The organism is Mycolicibacter nonchromogenicus (assembly GCF_002101775.1).
GTDB classification, from domain to species: Bacteria; Actinomycetota; Actinomycetes; order Mycobacteriales; family Mycobacteriaceae; genus Mycobacterium; species Mycobacterium nonchromogenicum.
In genome coordinates, this window is sequence record NZ_LQPI01000024.1 from 1 (window position 1) to 25,752 (window position 25,752).

The 25,752-nt window shown below is 68.0% G+C and carries 33 protein-coding genes; 22 read left to right on the forward strand and 11 right to left on the reverse strand.

The features are described 5' to 3' along the window. The 9 genes from AWC18_RS22300 to eccE all read left to right on the forward strand — a co-directional run. On the forward strand, window positions 1-150 hold a 150-nt coding region (locus AWC18_RS22300; RefSeq protein WP_420093300.1), incomplete at its 5' end, for a hypothetical protein. Between the two features lie 30 nt (window positions 151-180). Continuing rightward, window positions 181-492 (forward strand): PE family protein, encoded by a 312-nt coding sequence (locus tag AWC18_RS03395; RefSeq protein ID WP_064999917.1) that lies wholly within the window; start codon window positions 181-183, stop codon window positions 490-492. Window positions 493-494: 2 nt separating this feature from the next. Further along, complete coding sequence (locus tag AWC18_RS03400) at window positions 495-1,949, forward strand: PPE family protein (RefSeq protein ID WP_165757969.1); 1,455 nt, start codon at window positions 495-497, stop codon at window positions 1,947-1,949. Between the two features lie 22 nt (window positions 1,950-1,971). Further along, window positions 1,972-2,265 carry a type VII secretion protein EsxS gene (locus AWC18_RS03405; protein WP_064999919.1) on the forward strand — a complete coding sequence of 98 codons (294 nt, stop codon included), beginning with the start codon at window positions 1,972-1,974 and terminating at the stop codon, window positions 2,263-2,265. Between the two features lie 14 nt (window positions 2,266-2,279). After that, a complete protein-coding gene (locus tag AWC18_RS03410) occupies window positions 2,280-2,567 on the forward strand; it encodes a WXG100 family type VII secretion target (protein WP_019738935.1) in 288 nt (95 codons plus the stop codon). A gap of 33 nt (window positions 2,568-2,600) precedes the next feature. Then, window positions 2,601-3,476 carry an ESX secretion-associated protein EspG gene (locus tag AWC18_RS03415; RefSeq protein ID WP_085137635.1) on the forward strand — a complete coding sequence of 292 codons (876 nt, stop codon included), beginning with the start codon at window positions 2,601-2,603 and terminating at the stop codon, window positions 3,474-3,476. A 48-nt stretch (window positions 3,477-3,524) separates the two neighbouring features. Beyond that, window positions 3,525-4,958, forward strand: a complete 1,434-nt coding sequence (eccD, locus tag AWC18_RS03420; protein ID WP_272937681.1) for a type VII secretion integral membrane protein EccD — start codon at window positions 3,525-3,527, stop codon at window positions 4,956-4,958. After that, window positions 4,955-6,385: a type VII secretion-associated serine protease mycosin gene (mycP, locus tag AWC18_RS03425; RefSeq protein ID WP_085137638.1), complete on the forward strand. Its 1,431-nt coding sequence runs from the start codon at window positions 4,955-4,957 to the stop codon at window positions 6,383-6,385. The genes eccD and mycP overlap by 4 nt, the downstream gene beginning before the upstream one ends. Continuing rightward, entirely contained in the window at window positions 6,382-7,353 is a 972-nt protein-coding gene (eccE, locus tag AWC18_RS03430; RefSeq protein ID WP_085137640.1) for a type VII secretion protein EccE, read from the forward strand. Before mycP ends, eccE begins: the two co-directional genes overlap by 4 nt. A 25-nt stretch (window positions 7,354-7,378) precedes the next feature. Here eccE and AWC18_RS03435 read toward each other — a convergent pair whose 3' ends face one another. From AWC18_RS03435 to bluB, 3 genes are read right to left on the reverse strand one after another with little or no spacing between them, the layout of a single operon-like run. Beyond that, window positions 7,379-8,572 carry an alpha/beta hydrolase family protein gene (locus AWC18_RS03435; RefSeq protein WP_085137642.1) on the reverse strand — a complete coding sequence of 398 codons (1,194 nt, stop codon included), beginning with the start codon at window positions 8,570-8,572 and terminating at the stop codon, window positions 7,379-7,381. Window positions 8,573-8,628: 56 nt separating this feature from the next. Further along, on the reverse strand, window positions 8,629-9,528 hold the full coding sequence (locus tag AWC18_RS03440; protein ID WP_085137644.1) for an amidohydrolase family protein: 900 nt from the start codon (window positions 9,526-9,528) through the stop codon (window positions 8,629-8,631). Beyond that, a complete protein-coding gene (bluB, locus tag AWC18_RS03445) occupies window positions 9,525-10,175 on the reverse strand; it encodes a 5,6-dimethylbenzimidazole synthase (protein ID WP_109470506.1) in 651 nt (216 codons plus the stop codon). The genes AWC18_RS03440 and bluB overlap by 4 nt, the downstream gene beginning before the upstream one ends. Before the next feature lie 37 nt (window positions 10,176-10,212). Between bluB and AWC18_RS03450 the strand changes: the two genes are divergently transcribed. The 4 genes from AWC18_RS03450 (at window position 10,213) to AWC18_RS03465 (ending at window position 12,184) form a co-directional block, all read left to right on the forward strand. Continuing rightward, window positions 10,213-10,551, forward strand: coding sequence for a hypothetical protein (locus tag AWC18_RS03450; protein ID WP_064999924.1), 339 nt, complete (start codon window positions 10,213-10,215; stop codon window positions 10,549-10,551). Further along, a complete protein-coding gene (locus AWC18_RS03455; protein ID WP_064999925.1) occupies window positions 10,551-11,237 on the forward strand; it encodes a phosphatase PAP2 family protein in 687 nt (228 codons plus the stop codon). The genes AWC18_RS03450 and AWC18_RS03455 overlap by 1 nt, the downstream gene beginning before the upstream one ends. Continuing rightward, complete coding sequence (locus tag AWC18_RS03460; protein ID WP_064999926.1) at window positions 11,224-11,460, forward strand: hypothetical protein; 237 nt, start codon at window positions 11,224-11,226, stop codon at window positions 11,458-11,460. Before AWC18_RS03455 ends, AWC18_RS03460 begins: the two co-directional genes overlap by 14 nt. A 67-nt stretch (window positions 11,461-11,527) precedes the next feature. After that, window positions 11,528-12,184: a L,D-transpeptidase family protein gene (locus tag AWC18_RS03465; RefSeq protein ID WP_064999927.1), complete on the forward strand. Its 657-nt coding sequence runs from the start codon at window positions 11,528-11,530 to the stop codon at window positions 12,182-12,184. A gap of 4 nt (window positions 12,185-12,188) precedes the next feature. On the opposite strand, the gene AWC18_RS03470 is transcribed toward AWC18_RS03465, so the two are convergent. Then, window positions 12,189-12,500 carry a DUF732 domain-containing protein gene (locus tag AWC18_RS03470; protein ID WP_082961318.1) on the reverse strand — a complete coding sequence of 104 codons (312 nt, stop codon included), beginning with the start codon at window positions 12,498-12,500 and terminating at the stop codon, window positions 12,189-12,191. 12 nt (window positions 12,501-12,512) lie between these two features. Continuing rightward, window positions 12,513-12,827, reverse strand: coding sequence for a DUF732 domain-containing protein (locus AWC18_RS03475; protein WP_064999928.1), 315 nt, complete (start codon window positions 12,825-12,827; stop codon window positions 12,513-12,515). A 229-nt stretch (window positions 12,828-13,056) separates the two neighbouring features. Between AWC18_RS03475 and AWC18_RS22185 the strand changes: the two genes are divergently transcribed. Both AWC18_RS22185 and AWC18_RS03485 read left to right on the forward strand, forming a co-directional pair. After that, window positions 13,057-14,211 carry a PPE family protein gene (locus AWC18_RS22185; RefSeq protein WP_085137646.1) on the forward strand — a complete coding sequence of 385 codons (1,155 nt, stop codon included), beginning with the start codon at window positions 13,057-13,059 and terminating at the stop codon, window positions 14,209-14,211. Window positions 14,212-14,221: 10 nt separating this feature from the next. Beyond that, on the forward strand, window positions 14,222-15,454 hold the full coding sequence (locus AWC18_RS03485; protein ID WP_133054972.1) for a PPE family protein: 1,233 nt from the start codon (window positions 14,222-14,224) through the stop codon (window positions 15,452-15,454). On the opposite strand, the gene AWC18_RS03490 is transcribed toward AWC18_RS03485, so the two are convergent. Then, a complete protein-coding gene (locus tag AWC18_RS03490) occupies window positions 15,451-16,092 on the reverse strand; it encodes a TetR/AcrR family transcriptional regulator (RefSeq protein WP_085137650.1) in 642 nt (213 codons plus the stop codon). The two genes, AWC18_RS03485 and AWC18_RS03490, sit on opposite strands and share 4 nt — an antisense overlap. A 38-nt stretch (window positions 16,093-16,130) precedes the next feature. Between AWC18_RS03490 and AWC18_RS03495 the strand changes: the two genes are divergently transcribed. The 5 genes from AWC18_RS03495 (at window position 16,131) to AWC18_RS03515 (ending at window position 20,532) form a co-directional block, all read left to right on the forward strand. Further along, on the forward strand, window positions 16,131-17,357 hold the full coding sequence (locus tag AWC18_RS03495; RefSeq protein ID WP_064999932.1) for a hypothetical protein: 1,227 nt from the start codon (window positions 16,131-16,133) through the stop codon (window positions 17,355-17,357). Between the two features lie 106 nt (window positions 17,358-17,463). Beyond that, window positions 17,464-18,198, forward strand: coding sequence for a hypothetical protein (locus AWC18_RS03500; protein WP_085137652.1), 735 nt, complete (start codon window positions 17,464-17,466; stop codon window positions 18,196-18,198). An 88-nt stretch (window positions 18,199-18,286) separates the two neighbouring features. After that, entirely contained in the window at window positions 18,287-18,676 is a 390-nt protein-coding gene (locus AWC18_RS03505) for an Rv0313 family protein (protein WP_064999333.1), read from the forward strand. A gap of 67 nt (window positions 18,677-18,743) precedes the next feature. Further along, window positions 18,744-19,637 carry a glycoside hydrolase family 16 protein gene (locus tag AWC18_RS03510; protein WP_064999334.1) on the forward strand — a complete coding sequence of 298 codons (894 nt, stop codon included), beginning with the start codon at window positions 18,744-18,746 and terminating at the stop codon, window positions 19,635-19,637. Window positions 19,638-19,737: 100 nt separating this feature from the next. Beyond that, on the forward strand, window positions 19,738-20,532 hold the full coding sequence (locus tag AWC18_RS03515) for a glycoside hydrolase family 16 protein (RefSeq protein WP_420093301.1): 795 nt from the start codon (window positions 19,738-19,740) through the stop codon (window positions 20,530-20,532). On the opposite strand, the gene AWC18_RS03520 is transcribed toward AWC18_RS03515, so the two are convergent. The 3 genes from AWC18_RS03520 to AWC18_RS03530 all read right to left on the reverse strand — a co-directional run bounded on the left by AWC18_RS03520 (window position 20,529) and on the right by AWC18_RS03530 (window position 22,903). Beyond that, window positions 20,529-21,422 carry a hypothetical protein gene (locus AWC18_RS03520; protein WP_085137654.1) on the reverse strand — a complete coding sequence of 298 codons (894 nt, stop codon included), beginning with the start codon at window positions 21,420-21,422 and terminating at the stop codon, window positions 20,529-20,531. The genes AWC18_RS03515 and AWC18_RS03520 overlap by 4 nt on opposite strands. Window positions 21,423-21,441: 19 nt before the next feature. Next, complete coding sequence (locus AWC18_RS03525) at window positions 21,442-21,987, reverse strand: TetR/AcrR family transcriptional regulator (RefSeq protein ID WP_234806411.1); 546 nt, start codon at window positions 21,985-21,987, stop codon at window positions 21,442-21,444. A gap of 76 nt (window positions 21,988-22,063) precedes the next feature. Next, a complete protein-coding gene (locus tag AWC18_RS03530) occupies window positions 22,064-22,903 on the reverse strand; it encodes an oxidoreductase (protein WP_085137656.1) in 840 nt (279 codons plus the stop codon). Between the two features lie 207 nt (window positions 22,904-23,110). Here AWC18_RS03530 and AWC18_RS03535 point away from each other — a divergent pair, with 207 nt between their 5' ends. Both AWC18_RS03535 and AWC18_RS03540 read left to right on the forward strand, forming a co-directional pair. Beyond that, window positions 23,111-23,584 carry an MTB12 C-terminal domain-containing protein gene (locus AWC18_RS03535; protein ID WP_133054973.1) on the forward strand — a complete coding sequence of 158 codons (474 nt, stop codon included), beginning with the start codon at window positions 23,111-23,113 and terminating at the stop codon, window positions 23,582-23,584. Between the two features lie 229 nt (window positions 23,585-23,813). After that, on the forward strand, window positions 23,814-24,335 hold the full coding sequence (locus AWC18_RS03540) for a hypothetical protein (protein ID WP_085137658.1): 522 nt from the start codon (window positions 23,814-23,816) through the stop codon (window positions 24,333-24,335). Between the two features lie 54 nt (window positions 24,336-24,389). On the opposite strand, the gene AWC18_RS03545 is transcribed toward AWC18_RS03540, so the two are convergent. Beyond that, the gene (locus tag AWC18_RS03545) at window positions 24,390-24,704 is read right to left on the reverse strand and encodes a hypothetical protein (protein WP_085137659.1); all 315 of its coding nucleotides are present in this window, start codon (window positions 24,702-24,704) and stop codon (window positions 24,390-24,392) included. Window positions 24,705-25,190: 486 nt separating this feature from the next. Next, on the reverse strand, window positions 25,191-25,752 hold a 562-nt coding region (locus AWC18_RS03550), incomplete at its 5' end, for a protein NO VEIN domain-containing protein (protein ID WP_208858314.1).

Sequence of the window (25,752 nt, forward strand, 5' to 3'; positions counted from 1 at the left end):
CTCTCCGGTAACCCCGCCGACAGCGGCAAAATCCGCGGGCAACGCTTCGCACGCCTACCCGCCGGACGAGCAATCCTACTCAACAACAACGACGAACCCACCTACCTACAACTCGTCAACCCAACATTCAGCCAAACCTTGACGCGCTGACGCGTATCGAGTCACGGAAGGGGAATTGCCATGACGCTCAATGTGGTTCCGGAAGGCCTCGCCGCCGCCAGTGCAGCGGTCGAGGCGTTGACCGCCCGTCTGGCGGCAGCGCAGGCCAGCGCCGCACCGCTGATCACCGCGGTGGTTCCGCCGGCGGCGGATCCGGTGTCGCTGCAGACCGCGGCCGGCTTCAGCGCGCAGGGCAGCGAGCACGCCGCGGTGGCTGCTCAGGGTGCTGTCGAGTTGGGCCGCGCCGGTATCGGTGTCGGTGAGTCCGGTGTCAACTACGCCGCCGGTGACGCGGCGGGTGCCTCGACGTACATCTCGGGCACGCGAGGCTGATGATTTCCGCCCCGGTCTGGATCGCCTCCCCGCCGGAGGTGCATTCAGCATTGCTGAGCAGCGGGCCCGGACCGGGTCCGCTGCTGAGCGCTGCCGGGGCATGGAATGGGCTGAGCATCGAATACGCCTCAGCGGCAGACGAACTCACCGCGCTGCTCGGGGCAGTGCAGGCCGGCGCATGGCAGGGGCCCAGCGCCGAGCAGTACGTGGCCGCGCACGCGCCGTATCTGACGTGGCTGGTTCAGGCCAGCGCGGACAGCGCCGGGGTGGCCGCGCAGCACGAGGTGGCTGCCACGGCGTACGCCAGTGCGCTGGCGACAATGCCGACAATGGCCGAATTGACTGCCAATCACCTGACGCACGGGGTGCTGATCGCCACCAATTTCTTTGGGATCAACACGATTCCCATTGCGCTCAACGAAGCCGACTATGTCCGGATGTGGATCCAGGCGGCCACCACCATGAGCACCTACCAGGCGGTGTCCGGTGCGGCCCTGGCATCGGCGCCGCGCACGGTGGAAGCCCCCCCGGTGGTCAAGGCCGATACGGCCTTACCCGCCGAGGAGACCCCCGCGGGTGGCATCGTGGATTTCTTCACCAGGATGTTCGAGCAGCTCGGCCAGCTCCTGGCCAACCCGATAGGTGTGATCCAGGAGATCTTGAACACCCCGGGTGCCCTGGTGACCTGGTTCCCACTGCTGTTCTTCATCGCCTACGAGGCGTTCTTCATCCCGGTCGGCTTCGGTACCTGGGGGTCGCTGCTGGGCGCGACGATCATGGTGCCGATCGTCCTCGGCGTCGGGCTCGCCTACCTGGCTGACCTCTTCGGCGGCGACTGGACAATGGACCCGGTCGCCACGCCGGCGCCGGGCGCGGCCGCCGCGTCGCCGGACCGGCCCACCGTCGCGATGGCGGGCTTTGGACCCGGGATCGCCACCCCCGGCGCGGCGAGTGTTCCGGCGGCTCCGCCCGCCTCAGCCGCGGCGCCTCCCGCACCGGCACCCGGAGCGATGGGGTTCGGCTACCTGGTCGGAGGATCCGACCCGGGCACCGGCCTCGGGCCGACCCTGATCGATCGCACCAAGGCGCGAGCCCCGTCCGCACGGGTGCCCGCTGCTGCGGCCGCAGTCGGCGCCTCAGCACGGGAAAGATCGCGAGCGCGCCGCCGCCGACGGGCCGTCCTGCACGACCACGCCGACGAGTTCATGGACATGAACTCCGGGCCCGCCGCCGAGTCTCCGGCGGACGTTGCCTCCGCGGCGGGATCGGACCGCGGCACCGGCCCCCTGGGATTCACCGGAACGGTGGAAAAGCGTGCCGGCGCCAGGGCATCCGGGCTGACGACCCTGGCCGGCGACGGATTCGGCAGCGGCCCGAATATGCCGATGTTGCCCGATACCTGGGGTGAGAAAGATCTTGCCGACTCCGCTGGGGAGTCGGAATCAGAACCGAAGTAGAAGTCAGGAAAGGAGTGCGGCGATGAGTATGTTGGATGCGCATATTCCGCAGTTGGTGGCGTCGGAGTCGGCGTTTGGTGCCAAGGCGGCGTTGATGCGGTCGACGATGGCGCAGGCTGAGCAGGCGGCGATGTCGGCGCAGGCGTTTCACGTGGGTGAGGCGGCTGCGGCGTTTCAGGGGTCGCATGCGCGGTTTGTGGCGATGGCGGCGCGGGTGAATGCGTTGCTGGACATGGCGCAGGCGAATCTGGCGGATGCCGGTTCGACGTATGTGGCGGCTGATGCGGCTGCGGCTTCTGGGTACACCGGGGTTTAGGGAGGGTTTGTCTGATGTCGCAGATTATGTACAACTACCCGGCGATGTTGGCCCATGCGGCTGAGATGAACGGGTATGCGGGCACGTTGCAGGCCGTGGGTGCTGATATTGCCAGTGAGCAGGCGGCGTTGTCGGCGGCGTGGCAGGGCGATACGGGTATGACGTATCAGGCGTGGCAGGCGCAGTGGAACCAGGCGATGGAGGAGTTGGTGCGGGCCTATCACGCGATGGCCACCACTCATGAGACCAACACCTTGATGATGAACGCGCGCGACACCGCCGAAGCCGCCAAGTGGGGCTGACCCCAATGATCCGCTCGATGAAGGAAGGCAGCGATGGGAACTGAGCCCAACGCTGTCGAGCTGACCGTCGAGCAAGCCTGGTACATAGCGGAAACCGTTGGTGCCGGGTCGTTTCCGTGGGTCTTGGCGATCACCATGCCCTACACCGACGCCGGGGAGCGGGGCGCGTTCATGGCGCGCCAGCGTGACGAGCTCACCCGGATGGGAGTTGTCTCGCCGGAGGGCACGGTCAATCCAGCCGTGGCCGAATGGATCCGGGTGGTGTGCTTCCCGGACCGGTGGCTGGACCTGCGCTTTGTGGGTGCAGCCGCCGGCGGGACCCCCGAGATGTTGCGCGGCGTCGTCGCGCGCCGCGACCTGAACACCGGCAAGCCCGGCCGGACGGTGGTGGCGCTGCGCAACGCGCAACTGGTCACGTTCACCGTGATGGACATCGACGACCCGCGACTGCTGGTCCCGGTGCTCGGAGCAGGCCTGCGGCAGCGCCCGCCGGCCCGCTTCGACGAGTTCACCCTGCCGGCCCGGGTCGGCGCGCGTGCCGACGAGCGACTGCGCAACGGAGCGCCACTCGCCGAAGTACTTGACTACCTGGGCATTCCCCCATCCGCACGACCGATCGTGGAGTCGGTGTTCACCGGACCACGTCACTACGTCGAGGTCGTCGCGGGATGCGCGCGAGACGGCCGGCATACCACCAGCGAAGTCGGGATGAGCCTGGTGGACGCCGACGCCGGACGTATCCTGGTCACCCCGTCGCGGGCCTTCGACGGCGAGTGGGTATCGACCTTCCGGCCCGGAACCGACTTCGCGACCGCCGTCGCCATCGAACAGTTGACCTCCACCCTGCCCGAGGGCACCTGGTTCCCGGGTCAGCGACTGTCCAGAGATTTCACCACCCAGCTGTCCTGAACGCAGCGACAAGAACGACCTCGCAGAGAAGAAGAATAGGGAAAACCAATGACTGAAGCCCCGGTGCTGACCAGCGCCGTCATGCCGATCGTCCGCATCGCGGTCCTGGCCGACAGTCGGCTGACCGAGATCGCCGTACCCGCGGAGCTGCCGCTGCGCGAGATCCTGCCGGCGGTGCAACGCCTGGTCGCCCCGGACACCGGCGACGACACCGAACCGGACGCCGGCGCGACGACGCGACTGAGCCTGGCGCCGGTCGGCGGTGCACCGTTCAGCCTGGACGCCAGCCTGGACACCGTCGGGGTCGTCGATGGCGACCTGCTGGCTCTGCGTCCGGTGCCGGTCGGCCCGGCTGCCCCCGGCATTGTCGAGGACATCGCCGACGCTGCCGTCATCTTCTCGGCGTCTCGACGTAAGCCCTGGGGTGCCAAGAACATTCAAACCGCGGCGTTGGCCGCTGGGACGGGACTGATCGTCGCGGCCACCGGGCTCGCGGCCGCGCACCGCGCACTCACCGGCGAACCCGTCGGGCTGGTCGCGGCCGGGGTCATCGCCCTGCTCACCGTGCTCGTCGCGCTGCTGGCCCGCACGCGGTCGGCCGATGCGGCGCTGACCCTGTCGATCGCGGCACTGCTACCGCTCGCCGTGGCGGGAACCCTGGCGGTGCCGGGGGAGTTCAGCCCGGCACACGTGGTGCTGGGGGCCGCCGCGGTCAGTGCATGGTCGCTGATCTACCTGATCTTGCCGCCCGGCGGTCGTGGCGAGCGCGGGATCGCGTTCTTCACCGCCGCGGTGGTTGTGGGCGCAGGGGTGCTGGCGGCGGCTGCCGTCAAGACCTTCTGGGAACTCCCGTTCGTCACGGTGGGCTCTGGCCTGATCACCGCCTCGTTGCTGCTGACCGTTGCCGCGCCGCAGATTTCGGCACTGTGGGGACGGCTGCCGTTGCCGGTGATCCCGGCGCCGGGCGACCCGACCCCGTCGGCGCTGCCGGAGAGCGTGCTGGCGGACCTGCCTCGCCGGGTCCGCGTCACTGACGCCCACCAGACCGGCTTCATCGCCGGTTCGGTGCTGCTCGCCGTGCTCGGATCGGTCGCCATCGCCTTTGCGCCCGAAGGGCTTTCCGGTTGGGCGTGGTACGTGGTCGCGGGTATCGCGGTGGCTTCGGTGCTGCGGGCCCGGGTCTGGGACTCGGCGTGGTGCAAGGCCTGGCTGCTGGCCGAGCCGCACCTGGTGGCGATCGCCCTGCTGGTCGGCTACGCGGCCACCGGCCGGTACGCGGCCGCCCTCGGCGCAGTGCTGGTGCTGGTCGTCTTGGTGGCGGTGTGGGCCGTGGTCGCCCTGAGCCCGTCGGTGGCATCGCCGGACAGCTACTCACTGCCGGTGCGCCGCCTGGTGGGCTTCCTGGCCTCCGGCGTCGACGCCACCCTGATCCCGGTCATGGCCTACCTGGTGGGCATCTTCGCCTGGGTCCTGTCTCGATGATCGTTGCCGACAAGCACAGCCGGAGCCGATCGGTGGGCGCCGGCCTCCGGGGCGCCGGGATCGCGGTGCTGGCAGCCGTGCTGACCAGCGCGCCCGCCCTCGCGATCACCCCGCCGACGATCGACCCGACAGTGCCGCCGCCCAGCGGAGCACCTGGTCCCGTCGCGGCGATGGAACAGCACGGCGAATGCGTCAGCTCGGGTCTGCTGCCCGGCAGCAACCTGTCGGCCGCGCCGGCCGGACAGCGGATGCTCGACCTGTCCACCGCCTGGCAGTTCTCCCGTGGCGAAGGCCAGACGGTGGCCGTCATCGGCACCGGAATACGGCCCGGCCCGCGCCTCGGCGCGGTGGAACCCGGCGGGGACTACATCGGGACCACCGACGGGCTGACCGACTGCGACGGGCACGGCACCCTGGTGGCCGGGATCGTGGCCGGGCAGCCGGGTGATGACGGCTTCTCCGGAGTGGCCCCGGCCGCCCGGCTGTTGTCCCTGCGGACCGCCTCGGCCGCCATCTCGCCGCGGCTGGGCGGAGACGACCCACGGACCACCCGGGTGATCACCGACATCACCGCACTGGCACGGGCCATCGTGCACGCCGCCGACCTCGGAGCACGGGTCATCACCATCAGCACCACCACCTGCCTGTCCGCCGACCGCAACGTCGACCAGACGGCGCTGGGCGCGGCCCTGCGCTACGCGGCGGTGGAGAAGGACGCGTTGATCGTGGCGGCCGCCGGTGACGCCGGCCAGACCGGATCGGTCGGCGGCGGCGGGGAGGCGTGCGAGTCCAATCCGCTCACCGATCTGAGCCGACCGCAGGATCCGCGCAACTGGGAGGGCGTGACGTCTCTGTCGGTGCCGTCCTGGTGGCACCCCTACGTGTTGTCGGTGGGGTCATTGTCGTCGAGTGGCCGACCGTCCGGATTCACCATGGCCGGACCATGGGTCGGAGTGGCAGCCCCCGGCGAGGACATCGTGTCGGTGAGCAACCGCGACGACGGCGGGCTGGCCAACGCGCTGCCCGGCAACCAAGGTCGGTTGGTGCCGCTCAACGGCACCGGCTACGCCGCCGGATACGTGGCCGGCGTGGCCGCGCTGGTCCGCGGCCGCTACCCGGACCTGACCGCGACGCAGGTGGCGCACCGGATCGCCGCCACTGCCCACAACACCGCGCGCGCCCCATCTGGCCTGGTGGGCGCCGGAATCATCGACCCCGTGGCCGCGCTGACGTGGGAATTGCCGCCGGCCGCGGACCCGGCTGCCTCACCCGCCAAGAAGATCACCCCGCCCCCGGCACCGGAACCCGCGGACCCCGCGCCGCGGATCGTGGCCTTCGCCGGAACCGCGCTGCTGGCCGGGTTGGTCATCGCGGTCGCCACTGGCGCAGCGGCGGCCGCTCGCCGACGAAAGGAAAACCAGCTGTGAGCTCGCTCGGAACCACCATCCCCCGGCCCGGGCCGGCCCGGATCGCCTTGGTGCTGTTGGCCGTTGGGCCCGCGCTGATGGCGAACCCCTGGGAGACCACCGCGCAGCGCTGGGCGCTCGGGGTGGGTGTCATCGTGACGATCCTGCTGCTGGGCTGGTGGCGTGGCCTGCACTTCACCACGATCGTTGGCCGCCGGTTGGCGATGCTGCGCTCGCGCGGTGGCGCGCACTCCGCCCGCCGGGATGCTGCCGGGCCGCGGGTGACGGCTGCGCTGCGGATCACGGCCTCGGAGGCCGGCAACTCGGTGCCGCTGTCGCTGATCGCCGGCTACCTGAACCGGTACGGCCTGAAGGCCGACGCGGTGCGCGTCACCAGCCGTGCCGCCGAGGGGACCGCCGACACCTGGATCGGCCTGACATACGCGGCCGTACCGAATCTGGCCGCGTTGCAGGCCCGCTCGGAGTCGATACCGCTGCAGCGGACCGTTGACGTCGCCGTGCGGCGCCTGGCTGATCATCTCCGCGAAATCGGTTGGGACACCGCTGTGGTCGCCCAGGACGAGATCCCCTCGCTGATCGACGCCGGCGCCCGGGAAGCATGGCGATCGGTGGTCGACGGCTCCGGTGACCACATCGCCGCCTACCAGGTGGGGATCGACGCGGCGCTGGCCGACACCATCGGCCGAATCCAGGCCGTCAACGCCAAAGAGACCTGGACGGTGCTGGAAGTCGCCGAACGCGACGGCCACCAGACTGTGGCCGCCGCCTGTGCGCTGCGAACCGGCGCGGCCCCCGACGGCGGTGCTCCGATTGCGGGTCTGGTGCCGCAGCTGGGCAACCAGCGCGATGCCCTGCTGGGCCTGCACCCGCTGTCCGGCATCCGGTTGGACGGGCACTCCCCGATCTCTGGGGACGATCTCGCCGGCCTGCGGTGGACCGTGACAGCGGCAACCGCGGCCGCGCGGTAGCCGCTGTAGTGGCAGCGGCTCAGGGTCAGAACATGTATGGCCGCAGGAACGCGGTCATCCTGCGCAGGTAGTCCGGCTGGCTGACGTGCAGCACATGGTTTCCCGGAAACCAGTGCAGCTCGCAGTGATCCCAGTGGTGCCAGAGCATTTCGGACTGCTCCGGCGGCGCCAGCCGGTCACCCAGGCCGGTGATGATCAGTCGCCGTTCCTTGGCCACCAGTGGCGTGTAGTTCAGCGGCGAGTGGTAGGCCGTCGCAGCGGCGAAATCATCAACGGCTACCTGACCCAGCCGGCGCCCGGCGTGCAGCACCAGGTTGGCCGGGAACCAGTCACGGATCTCTGATTCGACCGAAACCACCGGCACATTCGGAATCACCGCCTGCAGTCGGGGTTCGACGGCGGCCAACAGGGCGCTGGTGTAGCCGCCCAGCGACAGACCGGTCAACGCGAAGCGGTCGACACCCGTGGACTCCAGATAGTCGATCATCGAGCGGAAGTCGTGTACGGCTTGGGCCATCGCCTCGGCGAATCCCGACAGGCCATGCGAGAAGTAGCCGTATCCGCTGAAGGGAGAATACTTTTCAGCCCGGCGACCGTGGAAGGGCAAGGTGAACAGGGCCACGTCGTAGCCGGTGCGGAAAAACCACGGCAGTGAGAAGAAGAGGCCGTTGAACAGGTAGGGCGAGCCCATGAAACCGTGGATGACGCACAGCGTGGGCCGCGGCCCGTCATCGTGCCGCCAGTGCTGAAACCGCGCGGTGTTGTTATTCCCCAGGGCGCTCCACGAGTCGCGCATCGCGGGATTGACCGCTTCGAAACCGCTGCGGAACGAGACGTTTTCGACCGTGCCGCGGGCGATCCGTTCCGCGATCGGATTCGCCCGCCGCGCCGAGATCCGGGGCGACTCCGCGGGCGCGGGAAAGGAGCGGACGGGGTCATGGTGAGAGGCCAGTTCGGCGTAGAACGCCAGCTGCTCCCGCTCCTGCTGGGACTGCTTGCGGCCCACAGCGGTGCTGAGCACCGACGGGAGCATTGCCGCGGCAACCGCGGAGGCGACCCCGGTGCGCAACCCGATATCGGCGAAGGCCGACACATCCACGATCGCCTTCTCCCGCGCTGACAACTCGCTTCGGTGCGGCAGGCCCTTGTCCCCGGCATCAGCGCCCGGAATATCGGGGACCGGGATAGGAGGGTGAAGCGGGGTGACGTCAGTGCTCACGGTCGCCGGCCTTTCTCAGTGAAAGTCGCCCGGGCCCTGCGGACCCCGGTGCGACGTCATCGGGATGGTAACTCGACGGCGAACAGCCGCGCGGCATTGTCGTACAGAACCCCGCGCAGCCAGGCGTCGTCGATGCCGGGAAGCGTGGTGATCGCGTCCAGCGCCTCGCGGTAGCCGTACGGGATGTTCGGGAAGTCGCTGCCGAACAGAATCCGGTCCGCCGCCGCGCGCAGACGCGGATCCTCGCCGGACGGGAACGGCATCAGCTCGTTGACGAATGCCGTGAACGCCATCGTGGTGTCCAGATGTACTGCCTCCGATTCCAGGCAGATGTCCATGAACTCGTCGTACTCCGGCATACCCATGTGCGCGACGACCAATACCAGCCGAGGGTGGCGGCGCAGCAGCCGTCGAACCGGCTCCGGCCCGGTGAAGCGGCCGGGCTGCGGTCCGGAGCCGCAGTGGATGACGACCGGGATGCCGCAGTCCTCGATCACTCCCCACACGTCGGCGAGCAGCGGGTCGGTCGGGTCATAATCACCGACCTGGATGTGTGCCTTGAAGATTCGAGCCCCGGCGTCAATGGCGCCTCGGACGTAATCGGTGGCGCCGGGTTCCGGATAGAACGTAGCCGTGGGTAGGCAATCCGGTGTGTCACGGGCGAATTGGGCCGCCCACTGGTTGAGCCACGCCGCCATGTCCGGCTTGTGCGGATACACCAGCGAGGTGAACCGGCGCACTCCGAACGCGCGCAGCGTATCGACCCGATGGGACTGCTCTAGGCGGTAGTTGATGGGCCACGGCCGGCCCAGCATCGGACCGGCCGCATCGAAGTACCGCCAGACTTTGTCCAGCACCGACTTCGGCATGAAATGGGTATGGACGTCGATGATTCCCGGCAGGCCCAGCTCCGACCAGACCCGGCGTACGGCAACGGCTTCGTCGCCGTCAGTCATGGTGTTTCCCAGCTGTTTTCGGAAACGAACTCCCCCAAGGGCTGGCGGTATGCCCACTCGTCGATCTCCAGCGCCGGCCGGTCCGGGAACTCCGGGACCGGGCCCAGGCACAGGATCGCCACGGGCTCGGCATCCGGGGGCATGCCCAGCAGCCGGGCCAGCGGCGCGGGCTCGAACAGCGAGACCCAGCCCATGCCCAGCCCCTCGGCGCGGGCTGCCAGCCATAGGTTCTGAATGGCACACGACACCGACGCCAGATCCATCTGCGGCAACGTGCGCCGACCGAAGATGTGCGCCTGTCTGCCGTCGCGCAACGCCACCACCAGAAGTTCGGCGCACTCGCGGATGCCTTCCACCTTCAAGGCCAGGAACTCCTGCTCACGACGCCCCAGTGCCTGTGCGGTGCGATGGCGCTCCTCATCGACCAGGCCGTGGATCTGCTGCCGCAGGGCGTCGTCGGAGATCCGGATGAACCGCCACGGCTGCATGAGGCCCACACTGGGCGCGGCGTGGGCCGCCGCCAGCAGACGCGCCAGGACGGCCGGGTCGACTGTGCTGCCGGGCACGAATCGGCGCATGTCGCGCCGCTCGGCGATCACCCGGTACACGGCTTGGCGCTCCTGCCCGGTGAACGAAGGATCAGCCACGGGATCATGGTAGGAGCCACACGAAGGGACGCTCGCCATGAAACGTTCGCAATTGTTGGATCGCTTTTCCGCTGACGCTGCCGCAGACCTCGTCTACGGCGAACCCCATCAGACCGCGGACGGCGCGACGGTCATCACCGCCGCGCGGGTGACCGCCTCAGGACCAGACGGATCCACGGTGAGCGCCACCCCCCTCGGGGTGATGGTGATTCGCGGCGATCAGGCCAAGTGGGTGGCCGCGGTCGACGCGAACCGGATCGCCCTGGTCGGGGTGCTCACGGGGTTGCTCTCCGCGGTCATCGCCTCGTTGGCGGTACTGCGCCGCCCGCCCTGGCCGGACCTGCGCGGCACCGGGAACTCCTGCGGGACGAGCTGATGTCGCCTTCTGCCGCGCGTACCGCAGCGCTGATCTCGGTGGCGGCCGCGGTGGCGGTTTACGTGTTGATGTTGGTGGGTTACCGGCAGGGCTGGGCCTGGCTGACCGATATCGACAACGCTGCCTTGGATGCGAGCTATGACGTCGCGGTCAAACATCCGATGTGGGTCCCGTTCTGGGGCACCATCTCCACCGTGTTCGCCCCGGCGGCGTTTCGGGTGGTGAGCATGCTGGTGGCCGTTGTGGCGGTGCTGCGCCACCGGTTGCGGGTCGCGCTGTTCCTGTTGGTGGTGGCCGAGGCGAGCGGGCTGCTGACGCTGCTGACCAAGAGCTGGGTGGGGAGGCCGCGGCCGGTGACGGCGATGGTCGCGGCGACCTCCAGCTCGTTCCCGTCCGGGCATGCGCTGGGGGTGATGATCGGTGTCGGCGCGCTGTTGCTGCTGGCGCTGCCTGCCCTGCGGGGCAATGCCAAGGTGGCGGTCGTGAGCGTCGGTGTCCTGGTGGTGGTTGCGGTCGGTGTGGCCCGGGTGGCGCTCAACGTGCACCATCCCTCCGATGTGGTGGCCGGCTGGGCGCTGGGCTGGGCTTATCTGACGGTGTGGGCGCTGATTCTGCAACCGTGGCGGCCACCGGGGTTGACCCCATCGGCTGGGGCGCCGGAGGATGGCCACGATGATCCGCAGTGACGCCGACCCGGTCGATGCACTCATCTGTTCCCGCAAGGGCTGTGACGCTGAGGCGGTCTACGGAATGCTGTGGAACAACCCGAAGCTGCATGACCCGGACCGCCGCAAGGTCTGGCTGACGTGTCCGCAGCACCGCGAGTACTTCCGCGAGTATCTGTCGGCGCGCGGCCTGCTCAAGGATGAGGCGCCCGTCGAAGACCTGCCGCGCCGGCAGGGGGCGTGAACACCTGACTCCCGGCGCGCCGTCAGCGGTGATTGACCCGCCCCGGACCCGCACAGATCATGAGTGAATGCGCCGACTTGTGAGCTTGTTCAGCGCTGCGCTGTGCGCGGTCGCTGCGGCGCTGACCACGGCCCCGGGGGCGACGGCCGACGTGGTTCCGTGGTTTGCCCGCTCGGTGGGCAACGCCAGCCAGGTCATTTCGGTTGTCGGGGTTGGCGGTTCCAACGCGAAGATGGACGTCTATCAGCGCAGCGCCACCGGCTGGCAGCCGGTGGCCGCCGGTATTCCGGCCTTCGTCGGCTCGGCCGGTATGGCGCCGAAGGCGAAGAGCGGTTATCCGGCCACCCCGATGGGCGTGTTCACCCTGCCGTATGCCTTTGGCACCGCACCGAATCCGGGCGGGGGATTGCAGTATGTGCAGGTCGGTCCTGATCACTGGTGGGACGGCGACGACCACAGTCCTACGTTCAACACCATGCAGGTGTGCAAGAAGGCGCAATGCGCGTTCAACACCAATGAGAGTGAGAACCTGGACATTCCGCAGTACAAACACGCGGTGGTGATGGGGGTCAACACCGCTCGTACCCCCGGCGACGGCGCCGGGTTCTTCTTTCACACCACCGACGGCGGCCCCACCGCGGGTTGTGTGGCCATCGACGACGGCAAGCTGGTGCAGATCATTCAGTGGCTGCGGCCCGGCGCGGTCATGGCGATCGCGCAGTAGTTCGTCAGGCCTGCTCGCAGTAGGACGCCCGGGCGATGCTGACGAACTGGGAAGCCCGGGTCAGGGTGAGGCTGGGGTTGGCGTTCTTCACGGCCTTGGCTGCCTGATTGGGCGAGTGTCCCGACGACAGATAGTCGCAGACCGAATGTCCGCCGGCGACTGCATCGGCGGCGTCGGGGTAGGAGATGCCCATCTTGTCGAGGGCGCCGAGGAAGCTGGTATCACCGGGATCGGCGGCTGCCGGCGTGGCCGGTGTCAGCAGACCGGCAACCGCGAAGGCACTCACCGCGAGTGCGCGGGCCATACGCACGGTCATGGTCTTCCTCCCTTAATCGCTGATGGAGTCGGGGCAGAACGCCATTTGGGAGAACGCCACGAACCGGGCGGCGTTCTTCACCGAAATGCTGCGGTTGGAGATCCGCACTGCGCGGGCGGCGGCATCGGAGTGATGTCCCGCGCCCAGGTAGGCGCAGACTTCCCGGCCGACGGCGACGGCGTCGGCCGCATTGGTGTATTCGATTCCCGCCTGGTCGATCGCGCTGATAAAGGCGGCGTCGGGGTCGGTGTCGGCGCGAGCCGAAGGGCCGGCGCTGATCAGCGTCGTAGCACCGATCGCGGCTGCGATCCATCGAGCGTGCTGCACAGTGTCCAAGCATGCGTGCCCCGATTTAATCCGTCGCAGCCATGACATGAACGACAGATGAATACCCCAAGCCTGACAGCTGGCTGCGAGGTAGCTGGAAGTTCCACAATTCACCGATATTAGGCCGGTTGAACCGCATTTATTAACCTGCACTTCATCGGTTCGGCGTTTGCTAGTCGCCGGGCGGCTGATGCGCCCGGAAGCCGACGGCTGAGGCCGAGGGGGTGTGATGCTGGACTTCGGTGTACTTCCTCCAGAGATCAATTCGGGACGCATATATACCGGCCCGGGATCGCTGCTGACCGCGGCGTCGGCGTGGGAGAACCTTGCCGCTGAACTGCAGACCGCCGCGGCGTCCTACGACTCGGTCATCTCAGGCCTGGTGGCCGGCCCATGGACCGGCCCCGCCGCGACGGCGATGGCCGCCGCTGCGGCCCCGTACGCGACCTGGCTGCGGGGCGCCGGCACCCAGGCCGACACCACGGCTCGGCAGGCCATCGCCGCGGCGGAGGCCTACTCGGCGGCAGCGGCGGCGGTGGTGCCCCCACCGGTGATCGGCGCCAACCGGGTCCTGCTGCAGCAGTTGGTCGCCACGAACTTCTTCGGGCAGAACTCGCCGGCGATCGGTGAAGTCGAGCGTCAATATGCCGAGATGTGGGCCCAGGACGCGGCGGCGATGTACCGCTACGCCAGTTCCTCGGCGACCGCGTCCACGCTGACCGCGTTCAGTCAACCGCCGCAGACCACCAACGCTTCCGGGCAATCCGCGCAGTCCGCCGCGGTCGCCCAGGCCGGAGCCGCAACGGCCGGCGACGGTGCGGCCACCGACATCTTCAGTTCGTTGATTTCGATCATCGGTCAGATCTCGCCGTTCACCGGCTTGGCCACCCAGGGCCTGAGCGCCACGATGACCGGTTGGTCGGGTACGGCGAACATGCTCAGCAACGTCAACAACGGGATCGGCCTGGCCGCATTTCAGGCGGAAAACCCCGGCGGCTTGGACGAAATCCTCCATCCGCCCAAGATCGGGCCGGCCGGTCTGGGCCTGGGCGGCCTGGGGCTGGGCAAGACCGGACTCGGCAGCGCCGGGTTGGGTGCGGGGCTGGGCAGTACGGGGTCATCGGCGAGCGCCGGCACCGCGCTGCGGATCGGGGGGTTGTCGGTGCCCCATGGCTGGGCGATGCCGGTCACGCTGACCTCGGCGGGCGCACCGCTGCCGACATCGGCTGTACCGGCGGTGCCGGTTCCGGCCGGCGGGATGCCGGGCGGGGCGTTCGGGGAGACCATGCTCGGCACCTTGGCCGGTCGGGGTCTGGGTGCCGCGACATCACGTGCGGCCGCGCACCGCAGGACCGTGGTGCCCCGTTCGCCGGCCGCAGGGTGATCCCGCCGACATGGACTTCGCGCTGCTGCCCCCGGAGGTCAATTCCGGTCGGATGTACACCGGCCCGGGGGCGGCACCAATGCTCGCGGCAGCGGCCGCCTGGGATGCCCTGGCCGCCGAAGTGCAGACGGCCGCCGTCGGCTACTCCGGAGTGGTCGCGAGTCTGATCGGTGACGCGTGGTCGGGCCCGACGTCAATGGCGATGGCCGCGGCGGCGGCTCCCTACGTGGCCTGGCTGCACGCTGCAGCCGCCAACGCCGAGCAGACCGCCATACAGGCCAAAGCGGTTGTCGCGGCCTACGAATCCGCCTTCGCCGCCACCGTTCCGCCGACGGTGGTTGCGGCCAACCGGACCCTGCTCGCGGCCTTGGTCGCCACCAATTTCTTCGGCCAGAACACCCCGGCAATTGCGGCGGCAGAGACTGCGTATGCCGAGATGTGGGCCCAAGACGCCGTCGCTATGTACGGCTACGCGGCTGCGGCAATACCCGCCGGTGAACTACCCGAACTCGGGCAGCCGCCCCAGACCACCAACCCGGCCGGGCCCGGCGCCCAGTCCGCGGCGGTGTCGCAGGCGGCAGCGGCCAACGGCCAGGCGGTGACCCAGGCGATGCTGCAGCAGATGGTGAGTCCTGCGGCCACAGCGGACCCGCCGACGTGGTGGCAGACCTTCACCTCCGAACTGGGTCAGCTGACGCCCTTCAGCAGCATCGCCTCCAGCGGGCTCAGCTTCGACTCCAGCCTGTACACCGTGGTGAGCAACGGTGCCGGTTGGGGACGGCTGGTATACGTCCGCGGCGGTGCCGAGGGCGCATTGACCTTCGAAGGGATCGGGCCACGCGGGGTGCTGTCGGCAGCCACCACGCCGGCGATCGGCCCGGGCATCGGCAGGGCGACACCGATCGGCGGGCTGTCGGTGCCGCCGAGTTGGGCGACCGCGGCGCCGGAACTGAAACCCGTCGCCCTCACGCTGGCCGCCGTCGAAACCCCGTTGCCGGCTGCCGGCGGACTGCCGCCGGGAATGGCATGCCAGGAAGCAATGATGGGAACTACCGCGGGCCAGGGCGCAACACCGGACAACACCGGCCGCCGCACTCAGAAGACCAACGGCAAGAACGACGATCAGGACGGTAAGCCGGTCACCACGCTGACCAATGGCAGTGGCTGGCTGGCGGCGTCCTGGGCGTATCACATACGCCCGCGCGAAGGGCAGCCGCTGGCGTCGCACTGGCGGACGGGCTAGCTCCCGGCCGGCTGACCGCGATCGCGTTGCAGGTAGTGGGTGACCATGTCGAGCAGCACCCGCCGCTCGGCGTCCCAGTCGATGGGGCCGCCCATGATCATCTGCGCCAATATGATTCCCCGCAGTGCCGCCCAGATCACTTCGGCCACACCTGAATCCGCAGGATCATCAGAGACCAGACGGCTCAACCTGTTGATCGCGGAGTTCATCTGCAGCAGGTGCTCGTGGGACCGCTCACCCATGCGGCCCCGAGTGGCCCGCAGGATCTCGAACGCGGCCAGTGAGGTCGGGCTGGCGTAGCAGCGCCATGCGGTGTCGACGACGGTCTCGATGCGCTCCCGCAGCCCCAATTCGCTGACGTCTACGGCGGACAGGCTCGCCAGCAGTTCGGTCACCCCGTCCTCGACCACGGCCATCAGCAGGCCGTCACGATCCCCGAAGTGGTACTGGATGACACCCCACGTCACCCCGGCCCGCTCGGCGACGTGCTTGGCGGTCGCGGCGCCGAAACCCTCTTGGGTGATGCAGCGCACCGTCTCGTCGATGATCCGCGCGCGGGTGTCGTCGCCGCGTTTGCGGGGCGCGCTGGTTCGCCGAGTGGGGCCCGACGGCCGAGTGGAGCCAGCGGAAATGGACATTGTTGACTTTATAACATAGAGCTATCTATTTTTTACCCGTGACCGAATCCAGGTATGCGTCGCTGTCCCGCGACGAATTGGCCGTACTCGTGCCCGAACTGCTGCTGATCGGGCACATGATCGACCGGTCCGGAATGGCCTGGTGCATCTCGGAGTTCGGCCGCGAGGAAATGGTGCAGATCGCCATCGAGGAGTGGGCGGGCGCCAGCCCGATCTACACCCGGCGGATGCAGCGCGCATTGGGATACAGCGGCAACGATGTGTTCACCATCTTCAAGGGCCTGCAGTTCGACATCGGTTCGCCACCGCAGTTCATGGACTTTCGCTTCACCGTCCACGACCGCTGGCACGGCGAGTTCGAGTTGGCCAGCTGCGGCGCGTTGCTCGACGTGGAGCCGATGGGCGACGACTACGTCTTCGGCATGTGCCACACCATCGAGGACCCGACCTTCGACGCCACCGCGGTGGCCACCAACGTCCACGCGCAGTGTCGTCCGGTGCACCGGCCACCTCGCACTCCATCCGACCGGCAACCGCACTGCCAGTGGACCGTCATCATCGATGAGTCCTACCCGCCGGCCCAGCCGATTCCCGCGTTGGCCGTGGTCAGCGAAAGCAAAGCCGCCACATGGCAACTCGATGACATCGACGCGACCGACGAGGGCCTGGCCGACTACAGCGGACCGCTGCTGACCGACGTGGACTTCACGGCGTTCTCCCATTCGGCGCTGGTCCGCATCGCCGACGAGGTGTGCTTGCAGATGCACCTGCTCTACCTGTCCTTCGCGCTCGCGGTGCGAGCCCGGGCGGACTCCGATGAACTGGCCGCGTCGGTGGGCCGGCGCCAGCTCACCGGTCTGGCCGGGTTGGGCGCCCAGCGCATCAAGAACGCGTTGCAGCTTCCCGGGGACATCGCCGGCGCGCTGCGCACCTTCGAACTGCACCCGCTGCTCAACCCGATCGGCTACGTGCGCGCCGACATCGGCGACAACGCCGTCGCGGTGCACCCCTCGCCTGCGCACGACGACGGTGCCTGGATCAGCCTGTGTTCGCCGCAGGACGTCAACCCGCTGCAGGCCATCGCGACCGCCGTCAACCCGCACCTGCGGGTGGAGGTCGAGGGATCTGCCACCGAGTGGACAGCCCGGGTGACCGAGACCGACACCGAGGCGAAAGAACTGCCCGAAGTGATGGTCACCAAGGTCAGCAGCGGCGCGGATTTCGTGTTCCGCCCCCGAAAATCGTTACCACTGACCGTGATGTGAATCGGCTGATAGCCCGCCGACCGCCGGTGTGTCGGCGGTCCTGAACGCTTCGGCCCCGCCTATGGTGAGGCCGTTCCCAGCCGTTGTCGATCCAAGGTATTCAGCTATGTACGACCCGCAGGACGACGAGGCCACCAGGGAAGCAGAAGCGGTCGACGCGACGGACATGGCGCCGACCGTGATGTCTGCCCCTTCCGGTGCTGTTGTGGATGCGTTGGCCTGGTCGCAGGAGGACGAAAGCGCCGGTGCCGAACCGGTGCCCTACGTCGAAGAGCTCTACTACGACCAGGATCTGAGCACCGGGCACCGCCCGACCGTTGCGGTGCCTGCCGCGCCGATCCAGGGCCGCCGAGCACCGTCGCTGCTGCCGCGGGCGGCACTGGGTGTCGGCGGCGTGGTGGCGCTGATCGCCGTTGCCGGGGCGCTCTACAGCCTGACCCGCAGCGAGGACGACGAGACGCCGGTTGCGCCCGTGACCAGTGCCGTGGTGACGCCGACCCCGACGCCCCTTGCGCCGTCACCGCAGCCCAGCACCCCCGCCCCGCCGCCGGTCGCCACCACCTCGGAGCCGCCCCCGCAGACCACGACGGAGCCACCGCCGACCACGACGTCGGCGCCGCCGACCACGACGACCACCGCACCGCCGACCAGCACCACGACGACTACGACGGCTCCACCGACGACGACCACGACACCGCCCACCACGACGGTCCCGCCGACGACCAGCGAACCGCCCAGCACCACGGTGCCGCCGACCACCACCACGGTGCCGATGACCACCGAATACCTGCGCATTCCCTTGGTGCCGATTCCGATCCCGATCACGGTTCCGCAGAACTAAACCCTGCCGCCGGTCTCCCGAGACCGTGGCCGGATCCGTCCGGCGCAGGCACACTGGGGGGTGGCCACCAGCGTGAAAGGGGCTCGCAATGGGCGACAACGGCGCGTTCGGATTCGACCCCGAGGATTTGGACCGAATGATGCGTGAGGCCGGGGAGGGACTGCGTGCGGCCTTCGACCGCTTCTCCGGCACCTTCGGCTCCGGTGGGCAGCGGGCGGGCTGGGGTGCGATCTTCGCTGATCTGGCCCGGGCCGCGCGGGCTGAACCGGCAACCACCGGCGAAACCGGTGACGGCGTCTGGGCTATCTATACCGTCGGCGACGACGGGGCGGCGCGGGTCGAGCAGGTCTACGCCACCGAGATCGACGCGCTGCGTGCCAGCCAGCGCAATCCTGACCCCAAACGCCGGGTGCGGTTCCTGCCCTACGGGATCGCCGTGGGAGTGCTCGACGACAGCGACGGCGACGAGGCGACATAAGCCACGCGGGCGGGCTTGTCCGGTTGGTCACCGGTGCGACGTGGGTTAGATTGCCACCGTGCCCGAGATGAACCGCCGTCAGGTCATGATGATGCTGGGTGCCGGCGCATTGGTCGCCGCAGCACCCTCCCCGCAGGCCAGGGCCGTTCCCGCGGCCCCCGGAGCGCCGGGAGACCCGGCGCAGCCGCCATCGGCTCCGACCGACCCCGCCGCGCCTACCGCCGCGGCCAAGCCCGCCGGATTCCTGTGGCATGACGAGTTCGACGGGCCCGCCGGCTCGGCACCCGATCCGTCGAAGTGGACGATCTCCAACCACCGCACGCCGATCCGTCGTCCGGTCGGCTGGGACCGCCCCGAGTACTTTCACCAGTACCGCGACAGCCGCAAGAACGTCTTCCTCGACGGCAAATCCAACCTGGTGATCCGCGGCACCCAGGAGGGCACCAGCTACTTCGGCGGTTTGGTGCACGGCAACTGGCGAGGCGGCATCGGCACGACCTGGGAAGCGCGGATCAAGCTGGACTGCCAGACCTCAGGTGCCTGGCCCGCCTGGTGGCTGTCCAACGACGACCCCGGCCGCGAGGGCGAGATCGACCTGATGGAGTGGTACGGCAACGGCGAGTGGCCGTCGGGCACCACCGTGCACGCCAACCCCTACGGCACGGCGTTCGAGACCTTCGCCTACCCGGTCGACAACAACTGGCACACCTGGCGGGTCACCTGGAACCAGAGCGGGATGTACTTCTGGCAGGACTACGTCGAGGGCAAGGAGCCGTACTTCTCCGTTCCGGCCGTCGGCATCGAGAACATCGAGGAACCCGGCCGGGAGTGGCCGTTCAACGACCCCGGCTACACCGTGTTCCCGATCCTGAACCTGGCCCTCGGCGGATCCGGCGGCGGCGACGCCCGGGAGGGGACCTACCCGGCGGACATGCTGATCGACTGGGTGCGGGTGTTCTAGGGGCGCTCCGCCCGTCGTACCCCGGGGCTTTTTGCCATTGATGCCTCGGCCGCTCTAATGGTTTCATGCCAAGGTGGCCGAGATCAATCGACGCAGCCTGATGTTGACGACGGGATTCGGCATGCTTGCCGCCGCCATGCGCCTGCCGGAAGCCTGGGCCCAACCGGGGCCGGTGCATCCCCTGCCCGCGGCCCCGCCGCAGACCTACCTTTTTCGCGACGAGTTCGACGGACCGGCCGGCTCCGCGCCGGATCCGGCGAAATGGGCGGTGGCCCGAGCGCGGGAATCGATGAAGGACCCGACGTTTTGGGAGCGTCCGGAGAACGTCGGCCAATACCGTGACGACCGGCAGAACGTCTTCGTCGACGGCAAGTCGAACCTGGTGCTGCGTGCCGCCAAAGATGGCGACACCTACTACAGCGGCAAAGTCCAGAGCCGGTGGAGGGGCGGTATCGGGCACACCTGGGAAGCCCGCATCAAGCTCAACTGTCTGACCGCCGGAGCCTGGCCCGCGTGGTGGATGGGCAACGACGACGACGGCGAGATCGACGTTTTCGAGTGGTACGGCAACGGCAACTGGCCGTCGGCCACCACCGTCCACACGAGGTCGAACGGTGCGGAATGGGCGACGCACCAGATTTCGATGGACAGTGCCTGGCACACCTGGCGGTGCCGGTGGGACACCGAAGGCATCCGCTTCTGGCGTGATTACACCGAGGGTGCTTCGCCCTACTTTTCCGTTCCGGCGCATTCGATCGCCGACTGGCCGTTCAACAATCCCGGCTACCAAGTATTTTCGGTGCTCAACCTGGCAGTGGCCGGTTCCGGCGGCGGCGATCCTCGCCCCGGTAGTTATCCGGCGGAGATGCTCGTCGACTGGATCCGGGTTTTCTAGAGCGGGCTCGTCTGTTGCGACCCGGCGGGATCGGCGTTGTCTTCATGGGCATCGAGCCAAGCCACGCCTTGCTCGGCCGCTCGAATAAGTGCACCACGCTCACCGAAATAGGTGGCGAACAAACCCAACCCGGGCAATGAGCCCAAGTGCTGGTACAGCTTCTTGGGGTGCGGGCGCTTGCTCACCTCGTCGAAGGTCGCCCGCAGGATGCCGGCCAGCTGCCAGACCGTTCGGGTGATCACCACCGGGGTCGATGAGGTGATCGCTTTCAGCGGCCTCCACCCCGGTGGCGGCGATTCAGGCAGTGGTTCGGGATCGGACTGTGGTGGTACCTCGACGTTTTCGGGCAGCTGCCGGCCGCACAACACCTCAGCGAGCAGCCGCACCTGCTCGCGCCGGTCCGTGACGCCGTATTCGCGGGCCAGCGCGCACAACACGATGGCGTGGTTGACGAATCCGGCCAGCTCGCTCACCGGAACCACCCGGGACAGCCATCCGAACGCCCCGGGGGAGGCGACCACCAAAGTGTTGAGTGCGCCGACCCGGTGCACCCACCAGTGCCCGCGCTGTTCGCGACTCATCCGCTCCCAGGCCGCGGTGCCGGGCAGATCTACGGCATTGATCAGCTGCGCGCCGGCGTCGAGGGCGCGGTCGGTGGCGCTGGGACCGCGACCGGCCTCGCGGCGGCGCCGCCGCAGCTGAAATCGGCGGATGCGATGGCCCAGGTCGCGAGGGGGAGTGAGCAGTCGGCGGGTGCGTTTGCGTAACCCGATCGGATCCGCTTCGGCCAGCAGGTCGAGCAGCGGATCGATCACCGCGACCGCGCGGCCCAGGGCATCGGCCACCTCGGTGTCGGTCAGGGTGGCTTGTGGCTTCGGAAACAGACCCATACCGGAGATTGTGGCGGGATCAGTCGGCGTGGGGGCCGTTTGGGGTGAGTGCACCCCGCAGAGCGACTTCGGCCAATCGCCGCGCGCGGTCCTCGGTGAGCGGGCAATGGCCGGTCATGCGGCGAAAGATCAGCGGCCCGAACAGCAGATCGATGATGTCGTCGACAGCGATGTCGGCGTCAACATCGCCCCGGGCGACCCCCCGTCGCCACAGTTCGGTGATGGCGGCGCGACGACCGTCGAGAAAGTACTCCCGAAAGTAGGTTGCGCCCGCCGGATCCTCGACGCAGGCAGCGAGCAACTGCGCGAAGACGTCACCGCGGCCGCTCGCGTAGAACGCCGAGACCCGCACCACCTGCTCGGTGAGATCGCCGGCGGTGCTTCCGGTGTCCGGCAGGGGCAGGTCCTGGGCCATCATCGCGCCGAACGCCTCGGCGGCGACCGCAGTTCGCGACGGCCAGTGTTTGTAGATGGTGGCCTTGCTGGCACCGGACCGGGCCGCGATCGCGTCGACGGTGGTGGCGGCGTAGCCGCCCTCGTCGAGGAGCTGGGCGGTCGCATCCAAGATGGCCTGATGAATACGGTCGCTTCGCGCCCCTGTCGGCCGGACGAATGCCGAAGCTCCTGGCCTGTCCACGGTGTCAGGCGACATCGTCGAAGTCCGTCGATGCCGAGACCGCGCGCCACTGGGCCAACTCGGCTTGGACGTGGGCGAGCTTGCCCTCGACCGCGGCGATGGTGTCGTTGCCCAGCAGCAGGCGCAGCGGTGGGCGCTCGGATTCGACCACATCGATGATGGCTGCCGCCGCTTTGACAGGGTCACCGGGCTGGTCGTGGTTGCGCTCGCCGGCGGTGATGCGCATCTTGCCGGCCGGTCCGTCGGCGTAGTCGTCGATGGTGTGCCGTTGGACCTGCAGGCTGGACGAGTCGAGGAAGTCGGTGCGGAAGTAGCCGGGCTCCACCACCATCGCGTGGATGCCCAGGGGTTGCAGTTCGGCGTGCAGGGCCTCGGACAGGGCCTCGACGGCGAACTTGGTGGATGCGTACACGCCCCAACCCGGTGAACCGACGAACCCACCCACCGAGGAGATGTTGACGATGGCGCCGGACCGCTGGGCCCGCAGCACCGGCGCGACCGCGCGCGTGACCGTCAACAGTCCGAATACGTTGGTCTCGTACACGGCGCGAACCTCAGCGTCAGTGGCCTCCTCGACCGCGCCCAGCAGTCCGCGGCCGGCGTTGTTGATTAGAACGTCGATGCGACCGAAGCGGTCCACCGCCGCCTGCACAGCCTGACGGGCCTGGGTCTCGTCGGTGACGTCGAGCGCCACGGCCAGCACGTTGTCGTTCTCGCCGAGTGCATCGGCGACGGCGGCCGCGTCACGTGCGGTCGCGACCACCTGATGGCCGCGGTCCAGCAGGTCGCGTGCGATCTGCAGCCCGAAACCGCGGGAAGCTCCTGTGATGAACCAAACGCTCATGTCCTCGCCCCTTCCGTAACTGAACTATACGTCTAGTTTAGATCGGGATCCGGATCGGTGCAAGGGGTTTGCTCCGGTCCGTTTGGGAGCTCGGGAGCGCGGGGATCCCCCGCGGGGCTGAGGCTTACCTGTGTGAACCCTTCAGAGTTCATTTGCAGTTAAGAATTGAAAACATCGTTGTCACATAACGTGGATAGCCTTCCCGCCATGAAACTTGGCATAACAGCGGTATTGCTGGCTACTGCACTGGCCGCGCCAGTGACGGCACCTGTGGCTTTCGGTGACCCCGGGCCGGTGCCCACCCCCGACGAGGTCCTCGGGCTGATGGCCGAACTGACCGACCCGAACATCCCCGCCGTGAACAAGGGCAACATCGTCACGCCCGGCTTCGGCCCCGAGGAGGCCGCGACGATCGACCAGCGGCTGCGGGAGACCCAAGAGGCCGGACTGCTGCCCTACCACTTCGTGGTCAGCGACATCACGCCCGCGCCCAACAACACCGCCGGTGCGACCGTCACCTCAGAGGGCGGCTTCCACGAAGCGAGCGCACCCGAGCCCATCGTGTTGACCCTTGAGGGCGAGCACTGGCTGATCACGCACGACACCGCGGCGACCGCTCTGGAGCACTTCTGGCACAACGCCAACCGGCCCTTCGTGCCCATCCAGCCGTGGCTCAAGTGAGCTGATCCCCAGCTCGCCGTTTTCGCGCGGATGGTCGCGCGGTGCTTGACACTGCCCGCGCCGGCGGTCGGTGGTGAGCCTTGCCTGAAGCAAGGACTCGCTACCAAGGCCGCCGGCGTCCAGCGGTCGGTTCGTGTTGCGCCCGTGGGACTTGTGCGCGAACAGGTCGTGTCCATGAACGGCGATAGCATCGTCGTGGCAATCCCGCCATGAACAGGTTGGTGTCCAAATGAAGAACCCCTTGGCCCTCGGCCTGACGCTGCTGGGTTGCCTCGCCATGGCGGTGGCTACGTTTCTCCCGCTCTACGAGTCGTCACGATTCGCGCGCATCCAGGAGAACACCCTCATTCAGCATGGCGGCTGGATGCTCATTTTCGTGGCTGTCGTCATCGCCGTCGCCGCCTATCGCTACGCCCAGGGCCTGGCGGACAGCATCTTCGTGCCCCTCGGATTAAGCGTGCTGGCCGGAATCCTGCTGTTCTTCACTGTCAATGACCAGAGCGATCGCACGCTGTACCCCATTGGTCTCGACGGGAATCCGATCGAGGATGCTCCCGTGACCGTCGCGGCGCTCGGCGTCGGTGTTTACCTTGCTGCGGCGGGGATTGCTGTTGCCCTTGTGGGGAGCCTGCTGCTGTGGCAGGCCCGCCGGGCCCTGGTGGCAGACGGTGGCGCCGCAGGTTCCGAACTGGTCGGTGGTGACCAGTCCGAGGACGACGCGAGCGGCCAAGAGCTCCCTGACGACCAGTGACGCTGGGCGCGACTCAGGTGGCCAGGTGAAAGGTCCGGTCGCAGCATTGGTCGGTTAGGGGCACATGAACGCGAAGGGCGGGCAGACGAACGTGCCGGGAGGAAGCGGTCCCTCGGCATAGCCCGGCTCCCCGCTGACCCGGTGGTATTCGTGGCAGACGTTCGGATCCCAGGTGCGCGACAACTCTTGGACACGGAATGTGATGGGGTCGCCCGGGCACCAGGTGCCATGGCAGACGGGATCACACCGGACATCATCTGCCTGCGCAGGCGCAGCACCCGGCCCTAATGCGGTGAGCCACAATGCAGCGACCACGCCGACGCCCGAAATCACGGTTCCGGCCAGAGTCCGCTTGATTCTGCTGTCCATATCGCGCTCCCCAGGGCTTGCCGGTCCGGCTGTTCACACGGCGTTTCCTATCGCGTAGTGAATAACGATTCCGGGGCTCGCGATCCAAAATTCGAAAGTTTCTCCCGGTGACGGGTCCGGAAGCCGTTCCTGCTCGAGGCTCAGATGTTTGCCCGGGCACTCCGCAAGAAGGTTCGGTGCGGCCGATCCCCGCGCGGAAGGGTTGCGGGCCGAGATGGCTCGCATCACGGGCTGAACTTCGATGTCGTGGAGCCGATGACGGGAATCGAACCCGCGTATTCAGCTTGGGAAGCTGGTTGATGGCAACAACGCCTGATCGCTAGCCTCCGTTACCCACCTATAGTGGAGCCTTTCTCCCTGGTCGTCAGCGATTCTTGGCGACTATCGGAGGCTATCGTGAAGGTCGGGGTTAGCCGTGTTGGCCCTTGCAGGCGGCCGACAGACGGTCAAGACCAGCAAACAATCTCACAACGCTGATCGGTTGGCTCAAAGCTGTGACGCTGGTCTTGCAGTGTGCACCGTCAGCGTCAGTTGGTCTGCAGCCTCGAATTCGTGAACTCGGAGCAGGACGGTTCGCTTCCGGATTGTGTCATCCTGCGTTGATGATGCGAGGGTCCCGAAGGGATCTTGGACCGCGCGAACGAACGGCGCGTTGTCGACGTCGGCACGAAGGTTTCCGACCAGATACAGCCAGAATCGATGACGAAGTGACCCTGCCGTCTTCCATTCGTTCCAGCTCATTGCCTGAGTTCGCGCATCTCCGGTGGAGGATTTGAGTTCGATCATGCGATCGATGCCACCCCCGACCACAGTCATCACATCGAAACCCGGATACAACTCGCTGATCCCGTTGTCCATCAGGGTTCGGAAAACCTTTTTAACGACTTCTGACTGTTGAATCGCTGCCTTGATCATGCTTGGTGAACTCACGTCGACGATCAATGCAGTGGCATTGAGCGGGCTTTCCTCGCGGTTGCGTCCAGCAGAGTGGTGTACGAGTCGGACCTGATCAGCGGTGCCGGCGTGTCGTAGCCGAGTGATTGAAGGT